Here is a 19,729-nt window from a genome sequence, read left to right as displayed (position 1 = left end):
CGTTTCTCCTTATGCTGCGCTGATCTTGCAGAGAGTCGCTTTGGTCTCCTGCATCTGCGTGACCGAGTCATAGCCATATGTCTGGGCGGTGTTTGTCGATTCACCCAAGACATAAGGATCGGCACCATCGGGATATTTGCTCCGAAGGTCCTCACCTTGGTAATGGCCGCCGAAGTGGAAGGGCATGAAGGCAACGCCCTCACCTACCCTCTCGGTGACCATGGCCATAACCTTGACCTTGCCGCCTTCGGGCCCTTCGACCCAGACATCCGCGCCATCCCGCACACCAAGGTTATTGGCATCACGCGGGTTGATTTCGACGAACATGTCCTGTTGCAGCTCGGCCAGCCACGGGTTCGACCGGGTTTCATCCCCACCGCCCTCATACTCGACCAGACGACCAGAGGTCAGGATGATCGGGTAGTCTTTCGAGAAGTCCTGCTTCTGGATCGACGCATAAAGGGTGGGCAGACGATAGTCGTGCCGGTCCTCGTAGGTGGGATAATCCTCGACCAGATCGCGCCGGTTTGTATAGAGCGGCTCGCGGTGCAGAGGCACCGGATCGGGGAAGGTCCACACGACCGCGCGGGCCTTGGCGTTGCCGAAAGGCGCGCATTCGTGCTTGATCGCCACCCGCTGGATGCCGCCGGAAAGGTCGGTCTTCCAGTTGGTTTTCGGGCCGGCGATCGCGTCAATCGTGGCGCGCTCCTCGTCGGTCAGGTCCGAATCCCAGCCAAGGTCCATGAGCATTTGCATGGTGAACTCGGGGTATCCGTCTTGGATTTCCGAATTCTGGCTGGCGACGCCCTCGGCCAGAAGGTTGTCACCGTCACGTTCCACACCAAAACGGGCGCGGAAAGTCAGGCCACCCTTGGAGACGGGCTTGGACATGTCATAGAGGTTCGGCGTTCCGGGATGGTTCATCTCGGGTGTGCCCCAGCTTGGCCACGGCAGACCATAGTAGTCCCCATCAGCCGGCCCACCAACCGCTTGCAGTGTGGTGCGGTCGAAGGTGTGCTGGTTCTCCATGTGCATCTTCAGACGCTCTGGCGATTGACCGGTGTAGCCGATCGTCCACATACCGCGGTTGATCTCGCGCAGCGTATCCTCAATGTTCGGGGTTACACCGTCATCTTCAAGCGCAATGTTGCGGAACATACGGTCGTGGAAGCCAAACTTCTTCGAGAAGAGGCCGATGATCTCGTGATCCGACTTCGACTCGAACAGGGGCTCGACAACCTTTTCGCGCCATTGCAACGAACGGTTCGATGCCGTGACCGAGCCTTTGGTCTCGAACTGCGTACAGGCCGGAAGCAGGTAGACACCGTCTTCGCGGTCATGCAGCACGGCCGAAACGGTCGGATATGGATCAATCACGACAAGCATGTCGAGCTTTTCCATGGCCGTTTTCATTTCGGTCATCCGGGTCTGCGAGTTGGGCGCGTGGCCCCACAGAACCATGGCCCGAACGTTGTTCGGCTGGTCGATGTTTTCCTTGTCTTCAAGGATACCGTCGATCCAGCGGCTGACGGGAATACCCTTAAGGTTCTGAAGCGATTTTTCCTTGCCGTCGGCACCGGTCAATGTGTCGAAATTGCCAGCCAACCATTCGGGGTCTTCCCCCCAAACACGAGCCCAGTGACCCCAAGCGCCTTTCGACAGGCCGTAGTAACCCGGCAAAGTGTGGCTCAGAACACCAAGGTCCGTCGCACCCTGCACGTTGTCATGGCCGCGGAAGATGTTGGTGCCGCCACCCGAGGTGCCCATGTTGCCAAGGGCCAACTGCAGGATGCAGTAGGCACGGGTGTTGTTGTTACCGTTGGTGTGCTGGGTGCCACCCATGCACCAGATCACGGTGCCGGGGCGGTTGTTCGCCATGGTGCGCGCAACGCGTTCAAGCTGGCTGCCGGGGGTTCCGGTGACCCGCTCGACTTCTTCAGGCGTCCACTTGGCCACTTCTTCCTTGATCTGGTCCATACCCCAGACACGGGTGCGGATGAACTCTTTGTCCTCCCAACCGTTTTCAAAGATGTGCCACAGGATACCCCAGACAAGCGCAACGTCAGTGCCCGGGCGGAACCGGACATACTCATCGGCATGCGCCGCCGTACGGGTAAAGCGCGGGTCGCAGACGATAAGGGGGGCGTTGTTCTGCTCCTTGGCCTTCAGCACGTGCAACAGCGAGACAGGGTGCGCCTCGGCCGGGTTGCCGCCGATGATGAAGATCGCCTTGGATTTGTGGATATCGTTGTAGCTGTTGGTCATGGCGCCGTAGCCCCATGTATTCGCAACACCCGCAACGGTGGTCGAGTGACAGATCCGGGCCTGGTGATCCACGTTGTTCGTGCCCCAGTAGGCCGCGAACTTGCGGAAAAGGTAAGCCTGTTCATTGTTGTGCTTGGCCGATCCCAACCAATAGACACTGTCGGGGCCGCTTTCTTCGCGGATGTTCATCATGCCGTCGCCGATCTCGTCGATCGCCTGTTCCCAGCTGATGCGCTTCCACTCACCACCCTCTTTCTTCATCGGGTACTTCAGGCGACGCTCACCATGTGCGTGCTCGCGAACCGATGCACCTTTGGCGCAGTGCGCACCAAGGTTGAAAGGGCTGTCCCAACCGGGCTCTTGCCCGACCCAGACACCGTCTTGCACCTCGGCCACAACGGTACAACCGACCGAGCAGTGCGTGCAGACAGATTTCACAGTTTCGACAGCGCCATTCGCTGCCGTGGCCGCATTGGCCTTGGTTACGGTGCCACCTGTGGCCCCGATCGCGGCAAGGCCACCGATGGCCAGACCGCTGCCGCGCAAGAACGCGCGGCGGTCGACGGATTTCCCGGCGACCTCAGACAGGATACTTGTCCGCTGGGGGCGTCTCGCAACCCCGTTGGTCTTTTTCCTAAGCATGTTTTCATCTCCTCCCGGGCTCACCCGAAACGGGCTTGCTGGGTACTAAGGTTATCCACTGAACAGTCGGGCCAATCGCAACCAGTCGTCAGTAGTGCGGGGTGATATCGTCCGATCAGAACCGGGCGCTATCGAGGTAGGCGCGCGTATGCGCGGTATCTTGCATCTTGTCAGATGAAAGATCGGGTTCGGCGGCTTCGGCCGTCCCGGTGGACGCTGCCGTCACGACCGCAACCGCGGGCGCGCCGGTGGCGGCCATCTTGAGAAAATCGCGGCGGCTTGTGCCGTCCTCAACTTTCTTCGACATGAGAGTCCTCCTCTCTGGTTATGGCGGGCAAGCCCGCCGGTTAGGTGCGGATCACTCCGCGCTCATCCGGAAACCCTCGGCCTCGATATCCATGAACACCCGGCCAACAGCGCCGACCGGGGCATAGAAAACCGAGTTCTTGGCGGCTTCCAAATCTGTGAAAAAGTGACCGGCCCAAGGGCCGACATGCTTGTTAAAGAAGGTCTTTTGATCCGCCAGCGACGCGGGCTTGCCAAACCGGCCACGGATCAACCCGGCCATCATCTCCATGCACGAGGCGATATTGTCTTCGGGTTCGTACACATTCTCGGCGCGGGTCATGCCACGCGCCGCCATATCCCGGCGCAAAACAGCCAAAGGCTTCTCGTTCAGGAAGCCAGTGAGATAATAACTGGCATAAGGGAGCAATTCGCCCCGACCCAACCCGATAAAAAGGGCGTTGAATTCCCGCTCCGCCGCAGGCGGCTTGGTGTGCTTGGCTATACGCGATAGCGCGCCGATGGCTGTCCCCAACTCACCGTCGTCACCGCTTAGCGTCTTGGTCTTGTCCAGCAATGCCTGATCAGGTGGTCCGGCCAAAAGCACGCCCAGAAAATCATACAAATCGGCGCGCAGCCGATCTTCTTCCGCAATGGTCTGGGACACGTTGGCTTGCTCCATGGCTGTCTCGCTCATACTCATGCTTGGGCGCCTTCACTGGTATCGAAGGCAAACCGCATACGGCGTCGCGGTGCCACCTCATGTGCATCATGGTCATCTTCGAAAGCATAAAGATGGGCCTGCGGTTCCTCGTCTTGAGAGTCGTCGCCAGCCTCGGCAAAGGACACATCGGCCACTGGTTCGCTGTGTTCGGAGGATACCGGTTCTGCGTGCTCTTCAGGTGAATCTGCCGCCTTCACCTCAGCCTGCCGCGCCAACTCCTCGACGTGCTTCAACATGCCCTTGCCCACTTGATACGCCGTTTGGAGGTTTTCGACGACTGTCGCGCTATCGGTAAAATCCTCGCCATAGTCCAGAAGCCCATCCAGATTGGCGAGTGCCGGATTTGAGAGCCAAAGCCGCCGCAACGCGCGCCGCCGGATACGGTCAGGAACCGCTTTGGCCATGAACGCACTGAAATCATCCCCGGGTTGAAGGGCATCGGGATCGGGCAAACCCAACTCTTCCAGCACGTCTTCATCCGTTTTCGCCTCAAGCTCCGCATCGCGCTCAGCCGCCTCACGACGCTCGGAAGCACGCATTTCATCCTGCTGCTCTTCCAGCACTTTCGCCTTGCGACGAGACCAGAAATCGCTGCTGCGGCTCAATTCATCCTCCCTTTGCGCACCTGCGGCGCGGTGTAGACATCGTTCAGCTGGGTGATACGCGGGTCGCCGATGCTGTGTTCGACACGATCCGTGCGGACACGGTCACGACGGCGTTTCTTGAATTCTTCTTCGACGTGGTGGGTATCGACGAACTGTTGCACGAAGGCGATCAGCCCTTCGGTCATTGGCACCTTTTCAATGATTTCCTCGCCGCTATCAGCATAGTCCTGCGCCTCGTAGGGCGAGGCCGTGACAAGAACCGCATCCAACGGCGGGCCATCCACCTCGTCGCTTTCACGCAAAACGACATAGATTGACGGGGTGCGCGCCGCGAGGCCGTGCCGGTAGGCATCGGTTTCAGCACCGTGCAATTCCAAGGGCAAGGTCGCGGCATGATATTCCACGGCGTCACCCTCACGGCGCATTTCACGCCATTTGGCATCGACCGCGCCCGGCAGAACGGCGACAGCCTTCCACGCCCACTTGGCCCAACGAGTCGCGCCCGGCGTGCGCCGGATCACCACGCCAAGTGGCAAAGCCTCATACCGTGCCGGATTGTGAACCACTCCGATCCTCCCCAGTTTCGGACAGTTGAAGACTGATACAGTTTCGGGCTCGAACAAAGCGAAAACTGCATCCCGTCGCACACTAATCGCGGACAAGGACAGTTTGGGCAGTCAGCAAAGCGGCAGCGCGCGCCATCGGTCAAAAAGTCCCAAGGAGCCCTTCGGATGATCTCGCGCAATCCGAGGTGAGGCGTTCGAAAGTCAGAATCAGGCAAGCTCACCGTGCAGCTCACAGAGCTATGCTCGACCCGCAAATCCTGTTTACGCTTGCGCCGAATCATGCGTAACCTTGGCGTCCACAGGCGGCAAGTTACCCTCTGGATCCATACAGCACGCAGAAGGAAAACCATGGCCAAGCGCTTGATTTTGTGTAATTGTTCCGGAACCCAAGACGTAGATGCAGCGGCTCTTGAAGAGGCGACCGGCTTGTCATGCTCGCAGGTGCATTCCAGCCTCTGCACAACCCAAATCGACCTAGCGACCCAAGAGATGGCAGGCGGCGATGCGATAATTTGCTGTCAGCAAGAACGTCGCGTATTCGAGGAAGTTGCCTCGGAAACCGGGGCCGAGATGCCGGGGTTCACCGACATAAGAGACAGGGCCGGATGGTCCGATGACCCCCGGTCGAAACTACCCAAAATGGCCGCACTCTTGGCCGAGGCCACGCTAAGCGCGCCGGCTGAAAAGTCTGTGGATGTCGTTTCAGAAGGTCTTTGCCTGATCATCGGCACATCGGTTGTCGCACTTGAGGCGGCTGAAAAACTCGCCCCAATCCTGGGTGTAACGGTGCTTTTGACAGACGATTGCGATCCCCCGGATACCCGTGAGTACGATGTCATTCGTGGGCAGATCAAGCGCGCCAGCGGGGCTTTGGGCCAATTTGAACTCAGAATTGACGCGTTGCAGCAAGTTAACCCGGCAGGACGGGGCGCTTTGACATGGACCGAGGCAAGGCATGGGGGGCGCACAGAATGTGATGTTATTCTCGATTTGTCCGGGGACACAGCGCTTTTTCCGGCTCCTCAAAAAAGAGAGGGTTATCTTCGCGCGGACCCCGGCAGCCTGCACGCTGTCTCCGACGCGGTCTTGCAGGCGTCGCAATTGATCGGTACATTCGAAAAACCGCTCTATGTCGCAACGGAGCCACTGCTCTGTGCTCATTCACGTGCGGAGAAAACCGGCTGCACCAAGTGCCTGGATTTGTGCCCGACCGGTGCAATTTCACCTGATGGCGATCATGTGAGCATTGATCCAATGATTTGCGCGGGGTGTGGTGCCTGTGCCGCGCGGTGCCCGTCTGGCGCGGTCACCTATGATGCGCCCGCGCCCGACACTGTCTTTCGCCGTTTACATACGCTCGCCTCGGCGTTCCGAAAGGCCGGCGGCGGCACCCCACGTCTTCTGGTACATGATGCAGAGTTCGGTCGGGAAATGATAAGCCTTGCCGCGCGCTATGGCCGCGGCCTGCCTGCGGATGTCATCCCCTTTGAGGTGCCCGCGCTTTCGGCCTTTGGCCACGCCGAGATGCTGGCGTCGCTTGCCTCCGGCTTTGCCAATGTGAAGCTATTGCTTAGCCCGAGCACCGAGCGGGACGCCCTTGATCAGGAAATCCCCTTGGCGCAGGCCATGGCGAGTAGCGACCAGATCGCACTTCTGGATATCGGGGACCCCGATAAACTATGTGAGGCACTTTACGACGCAGCAGAGCCACCGGAGGCCTGCGATGCCCCCATACTGCCAATGGGGAGCCGCCGACAGGTTGCACGCCTCAGCGCAAAAGCGATCCACCAAAGCGACGAGGCCATTCCCCTTCCCGAGACTGCCCCGTATGGCGCTGTTTTGGTCGATACCGATGCCTGTACGCTATGCCTGTCCTGCGTCTCGCTTTGTCCCTCGAGCGCCTTGGTGGATAACCCTGACATGCCGCAACTCAGGTTTCAGGAAGACGCCTGCCTGCAATGTGGGCTTTGCGCCAATGTCTGCCCCGAAGACGCGATCAGTTACGAGCCGCGCATGAATCTCGCCGACGACGCGCTTACCCAAATTGTTTTGCACGAGGAAGAACCCTTCGCCTGCGTCGAATGCGGCAGCTTGTTCGGCGTCAAATCGACGATCGAAAAGATCACCGAAAAGCTTGCGGGCAAGCACGCAATGTTTGCCAATGAAAACGCTGCCCGCATGATCCAGATGTGCGACGATTGTCGTGTGAAGGCGCAATTCCACTCACAGGACAATCCTTTCGCGGGCGGTGAGCGCCCGCAGGTACGCACGACCGACGACTACTTCAGCAAACGCCGGGATCACTGATGCTGCAAGGGGGCTCCCAGATCAGCGGGCGCAAGGTCCGAGACATAGGCCAGAATCGCCTCAAGATCATCCAGCGTCATCTCGACAGGTTTGATCGGCGATGGACGGTCTATGGGAAAGTCCGGTGTCACATCCTCGACTTGCGTGAAGGCCGGATGCGGGTTGAGCGCAAAGAAGGTCTGAAACCGGCGGTCCCAATCGCGCATAGCGCGCAGAACCGAAAAAGACGGGGTCGAGCCGATATCGTTCATCCGATCCTTCGGATCGACAACATGACAGCGCCCGCACATCTTCATAGACAGGGTCTTGCCAAGCACGGCGTCCCCTTCAAAGGAGATGGCCACCACCTTGGCTTCTTTGGTCTTGGGAAGGGTAAAGGGCGCGCTTCCGTCCACTTCGAAACTGGTGATCGTGCGTTTGCCGATCTCGCCCGCAAACCAGTCGGCCAGACGCGAGGCCGCCTCGCTTTCGGCCAACACCAACAAGCTCCAAGTCGCGTCAGGCCCTTGAAACACCGCCGTGCCTGCGTCTTGATTGGTCAGCACAAGGTCGGCCTGCGCCTGTTCCTCGACCACCTCGACACGCACCCCGGTTTTAAGCGAAAACCGAGGCAACACATATTGCAGCAAGCCACTGTCCTGCAAAGCCTGCGGGGCCGCGACGCGCAGATCATCTGCCGCCCGCGCCTTGCCCGCCGAAATAGACAGGATGAGTGCGAGACTGAGCAGAACAACAATTTGGCGCATGGTGTCTAGGGTAGAAAGCCAAAGGCACCCGCGTCAACGATCTTGAAGAAAGGAAGACGAAATGAGCGAAGATATCGGCGATTTCAACATGTCCATGCGCAAGTTCCTCAAGCAGGTCGGCGTGACCTCGCAACAGGCCATCGAAGAGGGGCTGCGAGACGCGGGCAACCTTGAAGGACGCGAGTTCAAGGCCAAGGTCGTGCTGACCGTTGAGGGCTTGGACATCGAACACGAAGTGACTGGTGTCATCAAGGGGCAAGGCTGACCGTGGCATTGACAAGAGAGAGCGTTCTTGAAGCGCTGAAAAAGATCACGGACCCGGTAAGCGGTTCCGATATTGTCTCGGCTGGCATCACACGCGGCTTGACCGTGGATTCTGCCGCGGTGCGCTTCGTTCTGGAAATTGATCCAGCCAAGGCACAGGCATATGAGCCGGTTCGCGATGCGGCCGAAGCCTCCGTGAAAGCGCTTGGAGCTTCCGAAGTTTCGGCTGTTCTGACCGCTCACAGCACCAAGGCTCCGCCCGATCTCAAACCGCAGAAAAAGGCCGAGCCGCAAGGCCCCGAACGGGTGCCGGGTGTTCAGCACATCATAGCCATTGCCAGCGGCAAGGGCGGTGTGGGCAAATCCACCGTATCTGCCAATCTGGCCTGCGCCCTTGCCGCCGAAGGGCGGCGCGTGGGGCTCTTGGATGCCGATGTCTATGGTCCTAGTCAGCCGCGCATGCTTGGTGTCTCGGGCCGACCGGCCAGCCCCGATGGCAAGACCATCCTGCCAATGCGCAATCATGGCGTCACCATGATGTCCATTGGCCTGATGACCAACGAGGATCAGGCCGTTGTCTGGCGCGGGCCCATGCTTATGGGCGCGTTGCAGCAAATGTTGATGCAAGTGCAATGGGGCGCTTTGGATGTGCTATTGGTCGACCTGCCCCCCGGCACGGGCGACGTGCAAATGACACTGGCGCAGAAAACCGTGGTGGACGGCGCGATCATTGTCTCGACCCCGCAAGACGTGGCCCTGCTGGACGCGCGCAAGGGGATCGACATGTTCAATCAGCTGAACGTGCCGGTGTTGGGCATGATCGAGAACATGAGTACGCATATCTGCTCAAGCTGCGGACATGAGGAGCATGTGTTTGGGCACGGCGGCGTAAAAGCGGAATGCGACAAGCTAGGGGTGCCGCTGCTGGCCGAAGTTCCCCTGCACATCGACATTCGCATGGCATCGGATGGTGGCGCACCAATCGTGGTGTCAAAACCAGAAGCTCAACAATCGAAGGCCTTCCGCGATATCGCCAAGCAGTTGGTGGCACAGGGGGTCGCATGAGCGCACCAGCCTTGCCACCTCTCATGTCGGGCCATCCGGTGGATGCCGGGATCGACCCGTTCGAGAAAGCCTGCGCCATGGCCTCGCTTGGCTGTGACGCGGGGCTGATTGTCTACAACGTGGCGGCCAACCGTCTGGCGGCGGCGCTTGTCATGGCCCCCGAAGTGCCGCTTGAAAAGGCCATGGCCATGCTGCCCGCCTGTGGCGTGGGCTTTCAAAACGCGCTCGGCGCGCTCGGCCCGCCAGAGGTGGCCGTCCATCTGGAATGGGAGGGCGGCCTGCGCATCAACGGTGCCGCCTGTGGGCGGTTGCGTGTGGCGGCCAGCACCGGTGACCCCAAGGAACAACCTGATTGGCTGGTCGTGGGCTTGGAACTGCCCCTTCTGCTGGCGGGCGGTCAGCCGGGCCACCGGCCCGATGAAACCGCGCTCTATGAGGAAGGCTGCGCGGATGTCGATGCCACCAACCTGCTTGAGGCTTGGGCGCGCCACACGCTCAACTGGATCACCCGATGGGACGAGGAAGGCCCCCGCCCCCTGCATGCAGAATGGCGGGGGCTGGCCCATGGCATCGGCGAAGACATCACGCAAAACGGCCAAAGTGGCACCTTCCTAGGGGTCGATGAGGACTTTGGCATGCTACTGCGCAATGACCAACAGACCGCGGTGATCCCGCTCAGCACCCTACTGGAGCAAGACAAATGAAATTGGCCCGTGCCATCCATTTCGACGAAAGCGACACGCGCGTCTACGCGAACCCCGCCCGCACCGGCGAATGGTGCATCTCGGGTGGGTTCGAGTTCTCCAACTGGTCCGAGGGCGATTTGGCGGGCAAACAGCGCCAAGCCTTCGCCAATGGCTGGTTGGGGTGCGAGACCTTTGGCCGGGTGACATTCGTCGCGGTCACCCAGATAGAGGAGGTTGAGCGCAGTGCGCTTTCCGCAGCGCTCGCCCAGCATTTTGTCGATATCTATGGCGCGCCCAGCCTTGAGGCCGCGCGCCCTGTGGCCGACGACGAAATCACACACATGATCGACCTTTGCGAAGACCACGCGCCCAATACCCTGCTGACTGTCGCCCGCGAGTTGACAGAATCCGGCGTCCGCGAAAGTTTCCGCGTGATCGAGGCGCAGGACGCAGGACTGGAGCAATTCGCGATACACGGATCTCTGGACGAATAAATCACTCCCTCAGGTAAGACGGGCGCAACACCATGATCGTCGGATCATCGGGAAGGGTACGCAGGGAAACCGTCAGCGTGCTTTCTCCCGTATCGACGATACGGAACTCATCCTCCATCCCGGCAAGAAAGCGGCCAAGCGAGCCATCGGCGAACCAATGCATTGGGATGACGATCCGCGCCTTCAGGCGGCGCAGCACGTTCATCATGTTTTCAAGCGGCATGGTAAAGCCACCATCCACAGGTGCCATGACCACATCCATCCGCCCAAGGGCCGCGTATTGCTCATCGCTGGGTTCGTGGTGAAGGTGGCCCAGATGGCCGATGCAAAGGCCGGCAGCCTCGAACACGAAAATGGAATTGCCCTTGGGCTCGACCTTTCCGTAGGAACGGATATCGGTCGGCACGTTACGGATCACCATACCGCCCAGATCGACATGATGATCGGCGCCTTTGCCAAAGTCCCCCCATCCCCTCAACACATGTGGAATGGCCGGATCCGGGTTGGGCGTCCAATGGGTGGAATGGGCGTGGTTCATCGTCACCACGTCGGGGATGAAATCCACGTTGCCGATGAACCCGGTGTAATCCGTTACGGCTGATAGACCGTCTTCGGACTGGATCAGGAACGAGGCATGCGCGATGTACTGCAATCGCACGGAGAATTCCGGGACAGGGGCGCGAAAACTGGCCTTGTGCAAATATCGTATGCCCGGCGCACTATCGGCAATCGCAATACAATGACTTGGCCGCCGCTCCTGGGCAAATGCAGCGGTTGCCATCGTCACCAAAAGCAAGACAAGACGGATCATGGCTTTCCCTCCATTGACGCAAGGGAAAGGTAGCACAGACCGGCAATAAGTCAGCTATTTCCGATCCGCATCACGGGGCGGGGCGGCACATCCCCTTGATCGTGGCCGCATGAACGGCGTCTGCGCCCAAGGTATCGGCGGCGACGTCACGCACGTTTGCCATCAGCTCCTCGCCCGGCACAATCCGGTCAAACAGCCCCCAAGACAGCGCCTCCTGGTCGGTCACTTTCTGCCCGCCCATCAGGATCATCTTGGCCCGGGATGGCCCAACCAGCCGGGTCAGGCGCCCAGGGTCGGAAGGTTGCGGCAGGAAACCAAGTTTCATCACCGGGTAGAAGGCTTTGGCCCCGCGCGCCGCGATCCGCAGGTCACAGGCCAGAACCATCCCCATGGCGCCGCCCGCAACCGTGCCATTGAGGGCGGCAATCGAAAGGCCTGGGAACCCCGCTATGGCCGACGACAAACGCTCCCATACGGCCGAGGTCGCAAGCCCCGCACGGGCGGCTTCAAGATCGGCCCCCGCCGAGAAAACCTTGCCCTCGCCTGAAATAACCAAGACACGCGCTTCTTCATGCGCGGCCTCGGCAATGCGTGCCAGCTCGACCAGCATTTCCTCGGTCAGGGAATTGGCTTTGTCCGGGCGATTGATAGTTGCAGCCCAAAAGCCGTCGTCTTTGTCCAGATTGATCATGTCAAACCCACTTTCTTACGAATATCTTCGTCCCTGAGGCTGATTTCCTCGCCCAGATATGCATCACCGTCCGGCCCGCACATCCACAAAAGGGCCTTGGCGGGCCATTCGGGCGGAATGTGGTCCGACCAATCCAGCTTGCTGACCGGGTTGAGGCCACTGTCCTTGATCTGGTGCTGCATGTCCGTGGCAACCGTCCCGGGCGAAAGGCCCATGACCCGCAGGCCATGTTCGGCGCCTTCCTTGTGAGCGCACATGGTGAGCATGGCCGCCCCGGCCTTCGAGGTGCAGTAGTGGCTCCAGCCTTCCAGCGCGTTATGCGCGGCGCCGGAACTGATGGTGATGATCGTACCGCCCCCGGCGTCCTGCATTACGGGCATCGCCGCGCGCATTCCGTTGTAGACGCCTTTCAGATTGATATCGACAGCGTGCCCCCACGCCTCGGGGTCAGAGGTGGCCAGGTGTGAAATCGGTTCGATAACCCCGGCATTACCAATCAGAATATCCAACGATCCAAAGGCCTTGAGAGATGCGTTCACGGCCGCTTCAACCTCCCAAAAGCGGCTGACGTCGCAAGGAATGGCAATCGCCTTTTCGCCTATCTCTCCGGCAAGATCGGCGATCGCATCCCGATTTCGCGCGACAAGCGCCACGTTGGCACCGGCCTTGGCAAAAATACGTGCGGTCGCGGCTCCAATACCCTTGCTTGCGCCGGTAATAAGTACAGTCTTGCCCGTCAGGTCCATTGTCTCACCTTAAATTGGTATCGGCCCTTTCGTACCCGCCACGAAGACGCGGGTCGAGTCAGATCCCCTCTTGACCCTACCGGGCGTAGCGCCGAAGCTGAACCGGATATTTTTGGACAAGAGGCTGCCATGACCCATTTGATGCACAAGGCCGCTCCTGCGGCGGCCATGACCTTTTTGATGACAGGAACGGCAGCATATGCCGACGTGACGGCCTCGGACGTCTGGTCGGATTGGACAAGCTACATGGCCGGTTTCGGCTATCAAGTATCGGGCGATGAGTCGCAATCGGGCGATACGCTGACGGTGACCGATGTAATCATGAGCATGGAAGTCGACGACGGTGATGACAGCACGGTCGCGATGGAGACCGAGCTGGGCACCTTCGAACTGATTGAGAACGGCGACGGCTCCGTGTCGATGGTTTTGCCCGAGGTGATGCCCATCACCATGGCTTTCAAAGACGAAACTGATACCACTGCGACCGTCCAAATGGAGTATCGGACTTCGGGTCTTGATATCACAGTGTCAGGCGACCCCGGGGCAATGAGCTATGACTACAAGGCTGATGCGATGACCTTCGCGCTGGTGGGTGTCGACGCGCCGGGCGAAGAGGTTGATATCGGCACGATGGAGATGACGGTGTCCGATATGACAGGGCGCGCCGATGTCACCACTGAAGGCGAGCTGCGCTCGACCGAAGGCAGCATGTCGAGCGGGCCGGTGACCTATACCGTCGACTTCACCGATCCGGGCACCGGCGAACGGTTGCAAACCACTGGAAAATATACGAATTTTTCGTATTCGGGAACGGCCACAACCCCTGTAGGCATGGCGGGCGCGATGGATATGGCAAGCCTGCTTGAAGATGGGTTTGACATGAGCGGCCAGTTTGAACATGGCGGTGGGTCAACGGAGTTTTCCTTCACGGATGCCGATCAGACCGTATCGGGAACCACCCAGACCGCGCGCGGCAGTCTGGACCTTGCCATGAGCGATAGCGGTCTGAGCTATGGCGGGTCCGCCGATGATATGAAGCTGACCGTTGCAAGTGACGAAATCCCCTTTCCCGTTGAAATCAATATGAAAAATTCGGGTTTTGGCCTGTCCGTACCAGTCAGCGGCAGCGAGGAGCCACAGGATTTTGCCTTTTCGATGTTGTTCGGGGATTTCACCATCTCCGATCAGGTCTGGGCGATGTTTGACCCTGCGGGACAATTGCCGCGCGATCCGGCGACCCTGTCCATCGACTTGGCGGGCAAGGCCAAGATGCTGGTTGATATGATGGACCCCGAAGCGATGGAAGAGGTCGAGAGCGGCGAGCAGACCTTCGGTGAATTGAACGCCCTGACAATCAACGACATCACCCTCCGTGCCGCCGGTGCAGAATTGACCGGCGAAGGTGATTTTACCTTTGATAACAGTGATCTGGCCAGTTTTGACGGTATGCCGGCACCGGAAGGTGAATTAGACCTGAAGCTGGTTGGCGGCAATGGCCTGCTGGACAAACTGGTGGCCATGGGTCTGTTGCCCGAGGATCAGGCCATGGGTGCGCGGATGATGATGGGCCTCTTTGCCGTACCCAGTGAGACCGAGGAAGACACTCTGACCTCGACGATCGTGGTCAACGAAGAGGGCCATGTTCTGGCAAACGGTCAGCGCCTGAAATGAGCCATGCGCGGCGCGGTCCGGGAGCCGCGCCGCGAATCGCCGCTAACCCTTTGGGTTAACGGCAAAAACCGCTGTCTGCATCGCGTCGGCAAGACGTCGGTATTACGTCGGTATTTTTTGCAGCACCCTGCGAAATTAACTCGGCGTACGGTACGAAACGTACGTTTCGTACGCGAGTTTCGTACGTTTTCAAGAATGTGTGACGGTTGCCGAACCGAGGTGCGTGAGGGGTTTGGAAAACCGCGATCCGCTCTTCCTTCGGGGGCACGCGGAACGATCTTTCCGAGCGCGGCCCCCCAGAGGTCCGGCGAGCCCTCGGCAGGTGCTGCGCATTCATGATAGCAAAGGCGTCTTGACCTGCGGCCTTGCAAAGCCACCATAGCTAAATCAGTGGACGCACAACCCGATGTTTTCGAAGCCACGTCAGCTGATGCGGTGCGCCGATAGCCACGATATCAGAGCCGGCGGAACGCAAAACATGATCGAGGCTCGCGCGGCACTTCGCGAAACGCCTTAGTTGCGCATCTTTATACCTTCTTCCCACCGGAAACCTATCCCGCCCCCTTGCCAGACACCTTCGCCAATCGGGTTTGGCCCGTCGATCCGCACATGTTGCGGCAGATCAAAGCCCGGGGCGAGGTCTTTCACGCCCTTGACGGTGCTGCGATGCATGATCCGCAGGCCCTGCTGTTCTACCGGCATATGCGCTTCGGGGGCCGCCCGATGGGCAACGGCCAGATTGTCTATGAAGACACAATCGTTCTCGGAGTATTCGTATGCCACTGCATAGCCCCCGGTTAGCCCGGCATTCAGGATGTCGTTGTACTCGTGGCAGAGCTGCTTCAGGTCGTCCGCATGCAAAAGGCTGAAACCCTCCTGATCTGGCAGCTTTTCGATAACGGCACCGGTCATGCCCAGATGCAGCCAAATGCATTTCTGCCCCGTCACGGGGTGCTCATGCACCAGCGGATGCACGACGCCCGATGTGGAGTTGACGGATGACAGGCGGCTCCAGCGCTCCTTGCGATCCTCCGGCAGTGCCTCGAAGGCGAGGCCCTGGTGCGCGAAATGCGTGCCGCCGCCCTTCTCGGCAGGGCGGATGATATGATAGCCGGCATGGGAAAACGTCGCGGGCAGGAAACTGCCGTCATTGTGCCATTGCGGCCCGACATCCGGAATGCCGTAACGTTCATCATTGGAAAGGCGGAAGATATGGCGGTTACCACCGGGCGTCTGGGGGTGTACGCCATGGGTGCTGTGCAACTCGCGGCCGCCCCACCAACAACTGGCACGCAAGAAATCCTCGGGCTGCAGCTGCGTCTCGTTCTTGAAGACGAGAAAGCCGCGTTCTGCCATTTCACGTTCCAGAGCCTCCAGGACCTCTGGTGGAGGGGTCTCCTTGGAGGATAGGTCAATGCCCGTGATTTGCGCGCCAATCGGATCGAGAGCGGTTATTTGACCGCCATAGTTTTTGATGATGTCAGCGCGCGCCGGGTCAATCGGTGGAAGTTTGGATGCCGGTGTATTCAATAGGAACCTCCTTTAAGCGTTTCGGGTTTACCTTGAGCCACGGTTTGAACTCGAAACACTGATACGGTGTGGGCGTTGCGACCCGTTGTCGACAGGCGACGGTATTTTTAGGCGGTTTGGCCACCCTGCAAAGGTAAGTGCCTTCTTGCTATGCTGAAAGGGTTGAGCCCAATTTTGCACGCCGCGTATTGGTCGTCAGGGCGGCAGACGGTCTTTGCCTACCACAGGCATGACCGCTTCGGCGAGCACGCCATGCCATCCTTGATCACCCTTGATTGCCGGCCTTGGCCTGTGCGCGCCCCTACCGCGCCGCCATCATCGCCAGCCGAATGAGCGCGCGTTCCACAAGCGCCATTTCGGGCGCACGCTGCCCGGCGGAGCGCAGTTGCAGGTCGGTTTCGGTCAGAAGGCTGAGCGCGTCTTGCAGTTTTGGCGCGCCCCAGTTTTGCGCTTGCCGCAGCATCCGGTCGCGGCGTGGGCCGAAAACGGGTGGGCGCACACGGCCGATGCCTTGCGCCGCACCGCCGGGGTCGGAGGCGGCGGTATAAAGCGTGCGGAAATGCCGGGTGGCGGCGATGCAGAGGCCCACGGGTTGAACCCCTTGGGCGCGCAGGCGTTTCATCACCGGGCCGATTTCGCCAGAGCGGGCCTCGGCCACGATGTTGAGGATATCGTCAAGCTCGGCCTCGGTGGAACTTGGCGCGCAGGCGGCGATATCATCTGGCGTGAGCGGGGTGTCGTCGCCCAGTTTATAGAGGCCCAGTTTCTCCATGGTCTGGCGGAAATCGCCGGGGTCGAGATCACGCGCAAGGGCCGTGAGGTCGCGCATGGCATCGCCACTGATGTCGCGCAGGCCGGATTTGGCAAGGGTCGCCTCGATCTCCTCGCGGGAGGGGGGATCGTCATAGATGGCGGCGGCGTAGGCGTTGGGGTGGCCCTCAAAGAGTTTGCGCAGTTTCGATGTCGCCTTGAGCTGGCCCGCCGTCACGATGATCTGGGCGTCGCCCTCCTGCCAGTCTTCGACGGCAGAAATGATCGTCGGGGCCATGGCGTCGGTCGCGTCCTCGACGAAGGCCACGCGCGGGCCGGGGAAGAACCCCTGCGCCTTTACCGCGTCGAGGAGCATGGCGGGGTCTTTGCGCAGATCGGCGGCGGGGATGCGGCTGAGGCGCATTTCCTCTTCGCCTTGGGGGCCGATGAGGGCGGCAATGACTTCTTGGCGTTTCAGGGCCACGCGCATCCCGTCAGGGCCATAGATCAACAGGCCCGTGCGGTGCGCTTGGGGCTTGGCGAAATAGCCCGGCGCGTCGCGCCCCGTCAGCTTCATGCCGGAAGGCTGCCGGATGCGGCGATCAGGCGGGTGGTGATCTGGTCAGCGAGGATCACCATCAGCCGTTCCTCGGCGTCGCGTTCGGCAGCTTGGGTGGCCACGGTGGTGCCGGAGGCGGAATAAGAGGTGAAATTACTCACCTTGCCGGAGGTCAGAACCTCACCGGTGCCGAGGTCGCGCAGGGCAAAGGTGACACGGCCCAAAAGGTTGAACCGGGAGGTCACGTTGCTGGCGGAAATGGCGATGGGATCTTCATCGAGGGTGATGGAATAGGCAAGACCATAGCGCGCGGGAGATGGGCGGCCCAGACGGCCCTCAAGCTCTTGGGTCAGAAGGTAGGCCGGGCGGCTTTTCGGCTCATCCACGGCGATGGCCCCTTGCAGGGCGTTTGCCGCGCCGTTTGGCCCATAGGCGGGCGCAAAGCCACAGCCCGCCACGAGGGTGGCGGTGCCAAGCAGGACAAAGCGGCGGTTAAACGACGACATTGACGATCCGACCGGGGACAACGATGACCTTCTTGGGTTGGGCCCCATCCAACGCCTTGACCACAGCATCGGTTGAGAGCGCGATTTTTTCAACCTCGGACTTGTCCATGTCTTTCGGCACTTCGATTTCGGCGCGGCGTTTGCCGTTGATCTGGATGGGCAGTGTGACGCTATCCTCGACCAGCATGGCGGGGTCCGCCTTGGGCCACGGGGCGTTGACGATCAGGCCTTCGCCACCTTGGTGCGCCCAGATATCTTCGGATAGGTGCGGTGTCATCGGCGACATGAGTTGCGCAAGGGTCATCACGGCCTGACGTTGCGCCGCCGCCCCGGCCTTGGATTTGGCCAGCGTGTTGGTGAAGGCGTAAAGCCGGGCGATGGCGGCGTTGAAGCCGAAGGATTCCACGCCCATGGTGACGTCATGGATCGCCTTGTGCATTTCGCGCAAGAGCGCCTCGTCGCCTTCGCCTGCCGCGTTTTCGTCCATTTGGGAGATACGATCACAGAGGTTCCAGACGCGGGAAAGGTGCTTATGCGCGGCCTCGGCCCCGGCGGCTGTCCATTCCACATCCCGTTCCGGCGGGCTGTCGGACAGGACGAACCAGCGGGCGGTATCGGCGCCGAAGGCTTCGATGATACTGACCGGATCGACGACGTTTTTCTTCGATTTCGACATCTTGGCGGAGGGGACGATTTCGACACCACGCCCATTTTTCTCAGCTACCCGATGAAGTTCTTCTAAGTCATCCGTGCTTGTGAGGTCATAATTCGGATGGTTTTTTAACAAACCATCGACGAATTTACGGTCCAGCGCTTTCTCCCGTCCATTTGATTGAAACGTCAACACATCTTCAGGAAATAGGAACTCGTCAACAAGGCGGTTAGGCTGACCTTCAGAGCCTTCAACAATTTTCTTACACTTATAAATAGAATGCGTGACCATGCCTTGGGTAAAGAGCGCATCGAACGGCTCGATCGCTTTTTCCGGCAGGTGGCCGCAGATCTGCATCGCGCGGGCAAAGAACCGCGAATAAAGCAGGTGGAGGATCGCGTGTTCGATCCCGCCGATGTACTGATCGACGTTCATCCAATACTCGGCCTCGGCCATATCGGTGGGGGTGTCCGCGCGGGGGGCCGTGAAGCGGGCGAAATACCATGAGCTATCCACGAAGGTATCCATGGTGTCGGTCTCGCGCTGCGCGGGCGCACCGCAAGCGGGGCAGGTGCAATCGCGCCATGTGGGGTGACGATCCAGCGGGTTGCCGGGCACCGAGAAGTCAATCGGCTTGCCGCCCTCGTCATAAGGAAGCTGGATGGGCAGGTTTTCTTTCTTTTCCGGCACCACGCCGCAGGTGTCGCAATGCACCACGGGGATGGGGCAGCCCCAATAGCGTTGGCGGCTCAGGCCCCAATCGCGCAACCGGTATTTGGTCACCCCTTGGCCGACGCCATTGGCCTCGCAGAAGTCGATGGCCGCGTCGATGGCCTGTTCTCCGGTTTGCACCTCGTCACCGGCAAAGCCGAGAAGATAACGGACCCTTTCAGTCTTCGCGGGAACGAATGCTTTGCCCCCAGTCTCTGGGTTTACAGTGACAGGAAGGCCACCAATAGAACCGCCAGAGTAGACTTCAGGACCCTCCTCATCGCCGAGTTTCAAGTCTGTGAAAACCAAGGGAGTCGGCAACTCATATTTCCGCGCAAAATCAAGGTCGCGCTGGTCATGCGCGGGGCAGCCGAAGATCGCGCCGGTGCCGTAATCCATCAGGATGAAGTTGGCCACGTAAACCGGCAATTCCCACGAGGTATCGAACGGGTG

The 19,729-nt window shown here is 59.9% G+C and carries 19 protein-coding genes; 6 read left to right on the top strand and 13 right to left on the bottom strand.

Annotation, left to right across the window (positions count from 1 at the left end; translation table 11 throughout):
- Positions 1-9: 9 nt before the first annotated feature.
- The 5 genes from QZ498_RS13055 to QZ498_RS13035 form a co-directional block, all read right to left on the bottom strand.
- Positions 10-2,907, bottom strand: a complete 2,898-nt coding sequence (locus tag QZ498_RS13055) for a formate dehydrogenase subunit alpha (RefSeq protein ID WP_294622923.1) — start codon at positions 2,905-2,907, stop codon at positions 10-12.
- 115 nt (positions 2,908-3,022) lie between these two features.
- On the bottom strand, positions 3,023-3,214 hold the full coding sequence (locus QZ498_RS13050; protein ID WP_294622921.1) for a ubiquinol-cytochrome c reductase iron-sulfur subunit N-terminal domain-containing protein: 192 nt from the start codon (positions 3,212-3,214) through the stop codon (positions 3,023-3,025).
- 51 nt (positions 3,215-3,265) lie between these two features.
- A complete protein-coding gene (locus QZ498_RS13045) occupies positions 3,266-3,889 on the bottom strand; it encodes a molecular chaperone (protein ID WP_294622959.1) in 624 nt (207 codons plus the stop codon).
- Between the two features lie 2 nt (positions 3,890-3,891).
- Positions 3,892-4,521: a DUF3306 domain-containing protein gene (locus QZ498_RS13040; protein WP_294622919.1), complete on the bottom strand. Its 630-nt coding sequence runs from the start codon at positions 4,519-4,521 to the stop codon at positions 3,892-3,894.
- Positions 4,518-5,087: a DUF3305 domain-containing protein gene (locus QZ498_RS13035; protein ID WP_294622917.1), complete on the bottom strand. Its 570-nt coding sequence runs from the start codon at positions 5,085-5,087 to the stop codon at positions 4,518-4,520. The genes QZ498_RS13040 and QZ498_RS13035 overlap by 4 nt, the downstream gene beginning before the upstream one ends.
- A gap of 348 nt (positions 5,088-5,435) precedes the next feature.
- Here QZ498_RS13035 and QZ498_RS13030 point away from each other — a divergent pair, with 348 nt between their 5' ends.
- Positions 5,436-7,394 (top strand): 4Fe-4S binding protein, encoded by a 1,959-nt coding sequence (locus QZ498_RS13030; protein WP_294622915.1) that lies wholly within the window; start codon positions 5,436-5,438, stop codon positions 7,392-7,394.
- Here the strand turns inward: QZ498_RS13030 and QZ498_RS13025 are convergent.
- Positions 7,388-8,140 carry a hypothetical protein gene (locus QZ498_RS13025; protein ID WP_294622913.1) on the bottom strand — a complete coding sequence of 251 codons (753 nt, stop codon included), beginning with the start codon at positions 8,138-8,140 and terminating at the stop codon, positions 7,388-7,390. The genes QZ498_RS13030 and QZ498_RS13025 overlap by 7 nt on opposite strands.
- A gap of 61 nt (positions 8,141-8,201) precedes the next feature.
- Here QZ498_RS13025 and QZ498_RS13020 point away from each other — a divergent pair, with 61 nt between their 5' ends.
- From QZ498_RS13020 to QZ498_RS13005, 4 genes are read left to right on the top strand one after another with little or no spacing between them, the layout of a single operon-like run.
- Positions 8,202-8,405, top strand: a complete 204-nt coding sequence (locus tag QZ498_RS13020; RefSeq protein WP_294622911.1) for a DUF6494 family protein — start codon at positions 8,202-8,204, stop codon at positions 8,403-8,405.
- Positions 8,406-8,407: 2 nt separating this feature from the next.
- Entirely contained in the window at positions 8,408-9,469 is a 1,062-nt protein-coding gene (gene apbC, locus QZ498_RS13015; protein WP_294622909.1) for an iron-sulfur cluster carrier protein ApbC, read from the top strand.
- Positions 9,466-10,173, top strand: a complete 708-nt coding sequence (locus QZ498_RS13010; protein WP_294622907.1) for a biotin/lipoate--protein ligase family protein — start codon at positions 9,466-9,468, stop codon at positions 10,171-10,173. The genes apbC and QZ498_RS13010 overlap by 4 nt, the downstream gene beginning before the upstream one ends.
- Positions 10,170-10,649, top strand: a complete 480-nt coding sequence (locus tag QZ498_RS13005) for a DUF6505 family protein (RefSeq protein ID WP_294622905.1) — start codon at positions 10,170-10,172, stop codon at positions 10,647-10,649. The genes QZ498_RS13010 and QZ498_RS13005 overlap by 4 nt, the downstream gene beginning before the upstream one ends.
- A 1-nt stretch (position 10,650) precedes the next feature.
- Here the strand turns inward: QZ498_RS13005 and QZ498_RS13000 are convergent, their stop codons facing one another.
- From QZ498_RS13000 to QZ498_RS12990, 3 genes are all read right to left on the bottom strand, one after another.
- Positions 10,651-11,460, bottom strand: coding sequence for an MBL fold metallo-hydrolase (locus tag QZ498_RS13000; RefSeq protein ID WP_294622903.1), 810 nt, complete (start codon positions 11,458-11,460; stop codon positions 10,651-10,653).
- Positions 11,461-11,530: 70 nt separating this feature from the next.
- Positions 11,531-12,151, bottom strand: coding sequence for an enoyl-CoA hydratase/isomerase family protein (locus QZ498_RS12995; protein WP_294622901.1), 621 nt, complete (start codon positions 12,149-12,151; stop codon positions 11,531-11,533).
- Complete coding sequence (locus QZ498_RS12990) at positions 12,148-12,897, bottom strand: SDR family oxidoreductase (RefSeq protein ID WP_294622899.1); 750 nt, start codon at positions 12,895-12,897, stop codon at positions 12,148-12,150. The genes QZ498_RS12995 and QZ498_RS12990 overlap by 4 nt, the downstream gene beginning before the upstream one ends.
- A gap of 129 nt (positions 12,898-13,026) precedes the next feature.
- On the opposite strand from QZ498_RS12990, the gene QZ498_RS12985 reads away from it, so the two are divergent.
- Positions 13,027-14,568, top strand: coding sequence for a DUF2125 domain-containing protein (locus tag QZ498_RS12985; RefSeq protein WP_294622897.1), 1,542 nt, complete (start codon positions 13,027-13,029; stop codon positions 14,566-14,568).
- A gap of 513 nt (positions 14,569-15,081) precedes the next feature.
- Here QZ498_RS12985 and QZ498_RS12980 read toward each other — a convergent pair.
- From QZ498_RS12980 to QZ498_RS12965, 4 genes are all read right to left on the bottom strand, one after another.
- Positions 15,082-16,098 (bottom strand): TauD/TfdA family dioxygenase, encoded by a 1,017-nt coding sequence (locus QZ498_RS12980; RefSeq protein WP_294622895.1) that lies wholly within the window; start codon positions 16,096-16,098, stop codon positions 15,082-15,084.
- Between the two features lie 301 nt (positions 16,099-16,399).
- Positions 16,400-17,425, bottom strand: coding sequence for a DNA polymerase III subunit delta (gene holA / locus QZ498_RS12975; protein WP_294622893.1), 1,026 nt, complete (start codon positions 17,423-17,425; stop codon positions 16,400-16,402).
- Entirely contained in the window at positions 17,422-17,913 is a 492-nt protein-coding gene (gene lptE / locus QZ498_RS12970) for an LPS assembly lipoprotein LptE (protein ID WP_294622892.1), read from the bottom strand. Before lptE ends, holA begins: the two co-directional genes overlap by 4 nt.
- A partial coding sequence (locus QZ498_RS12965) for a class I tRNA ligase family protein (RefSeq protein ID WP_294622891.1) occupies positions 17,900-19,729 on the bottom strand: 1,830 nt, incomplete at its 5' end. The genes QZ498_RS12965 and lptE, both read right to left, overlap by 14 nt.

Origin of the sequence: uncultured Roseovarius sp. (assembly GCF_913057115.1) — a bacterium.
Classification (GTDB): domain Bacteria; phylum Pseudomonadota; class Alphaproteobacteria; order Rhodobacterales; family Rhodobacteraceae; genus Roseovarius.
This window is presented reverse-complemented; position numbering and strand designations above follow the sequence as displayed.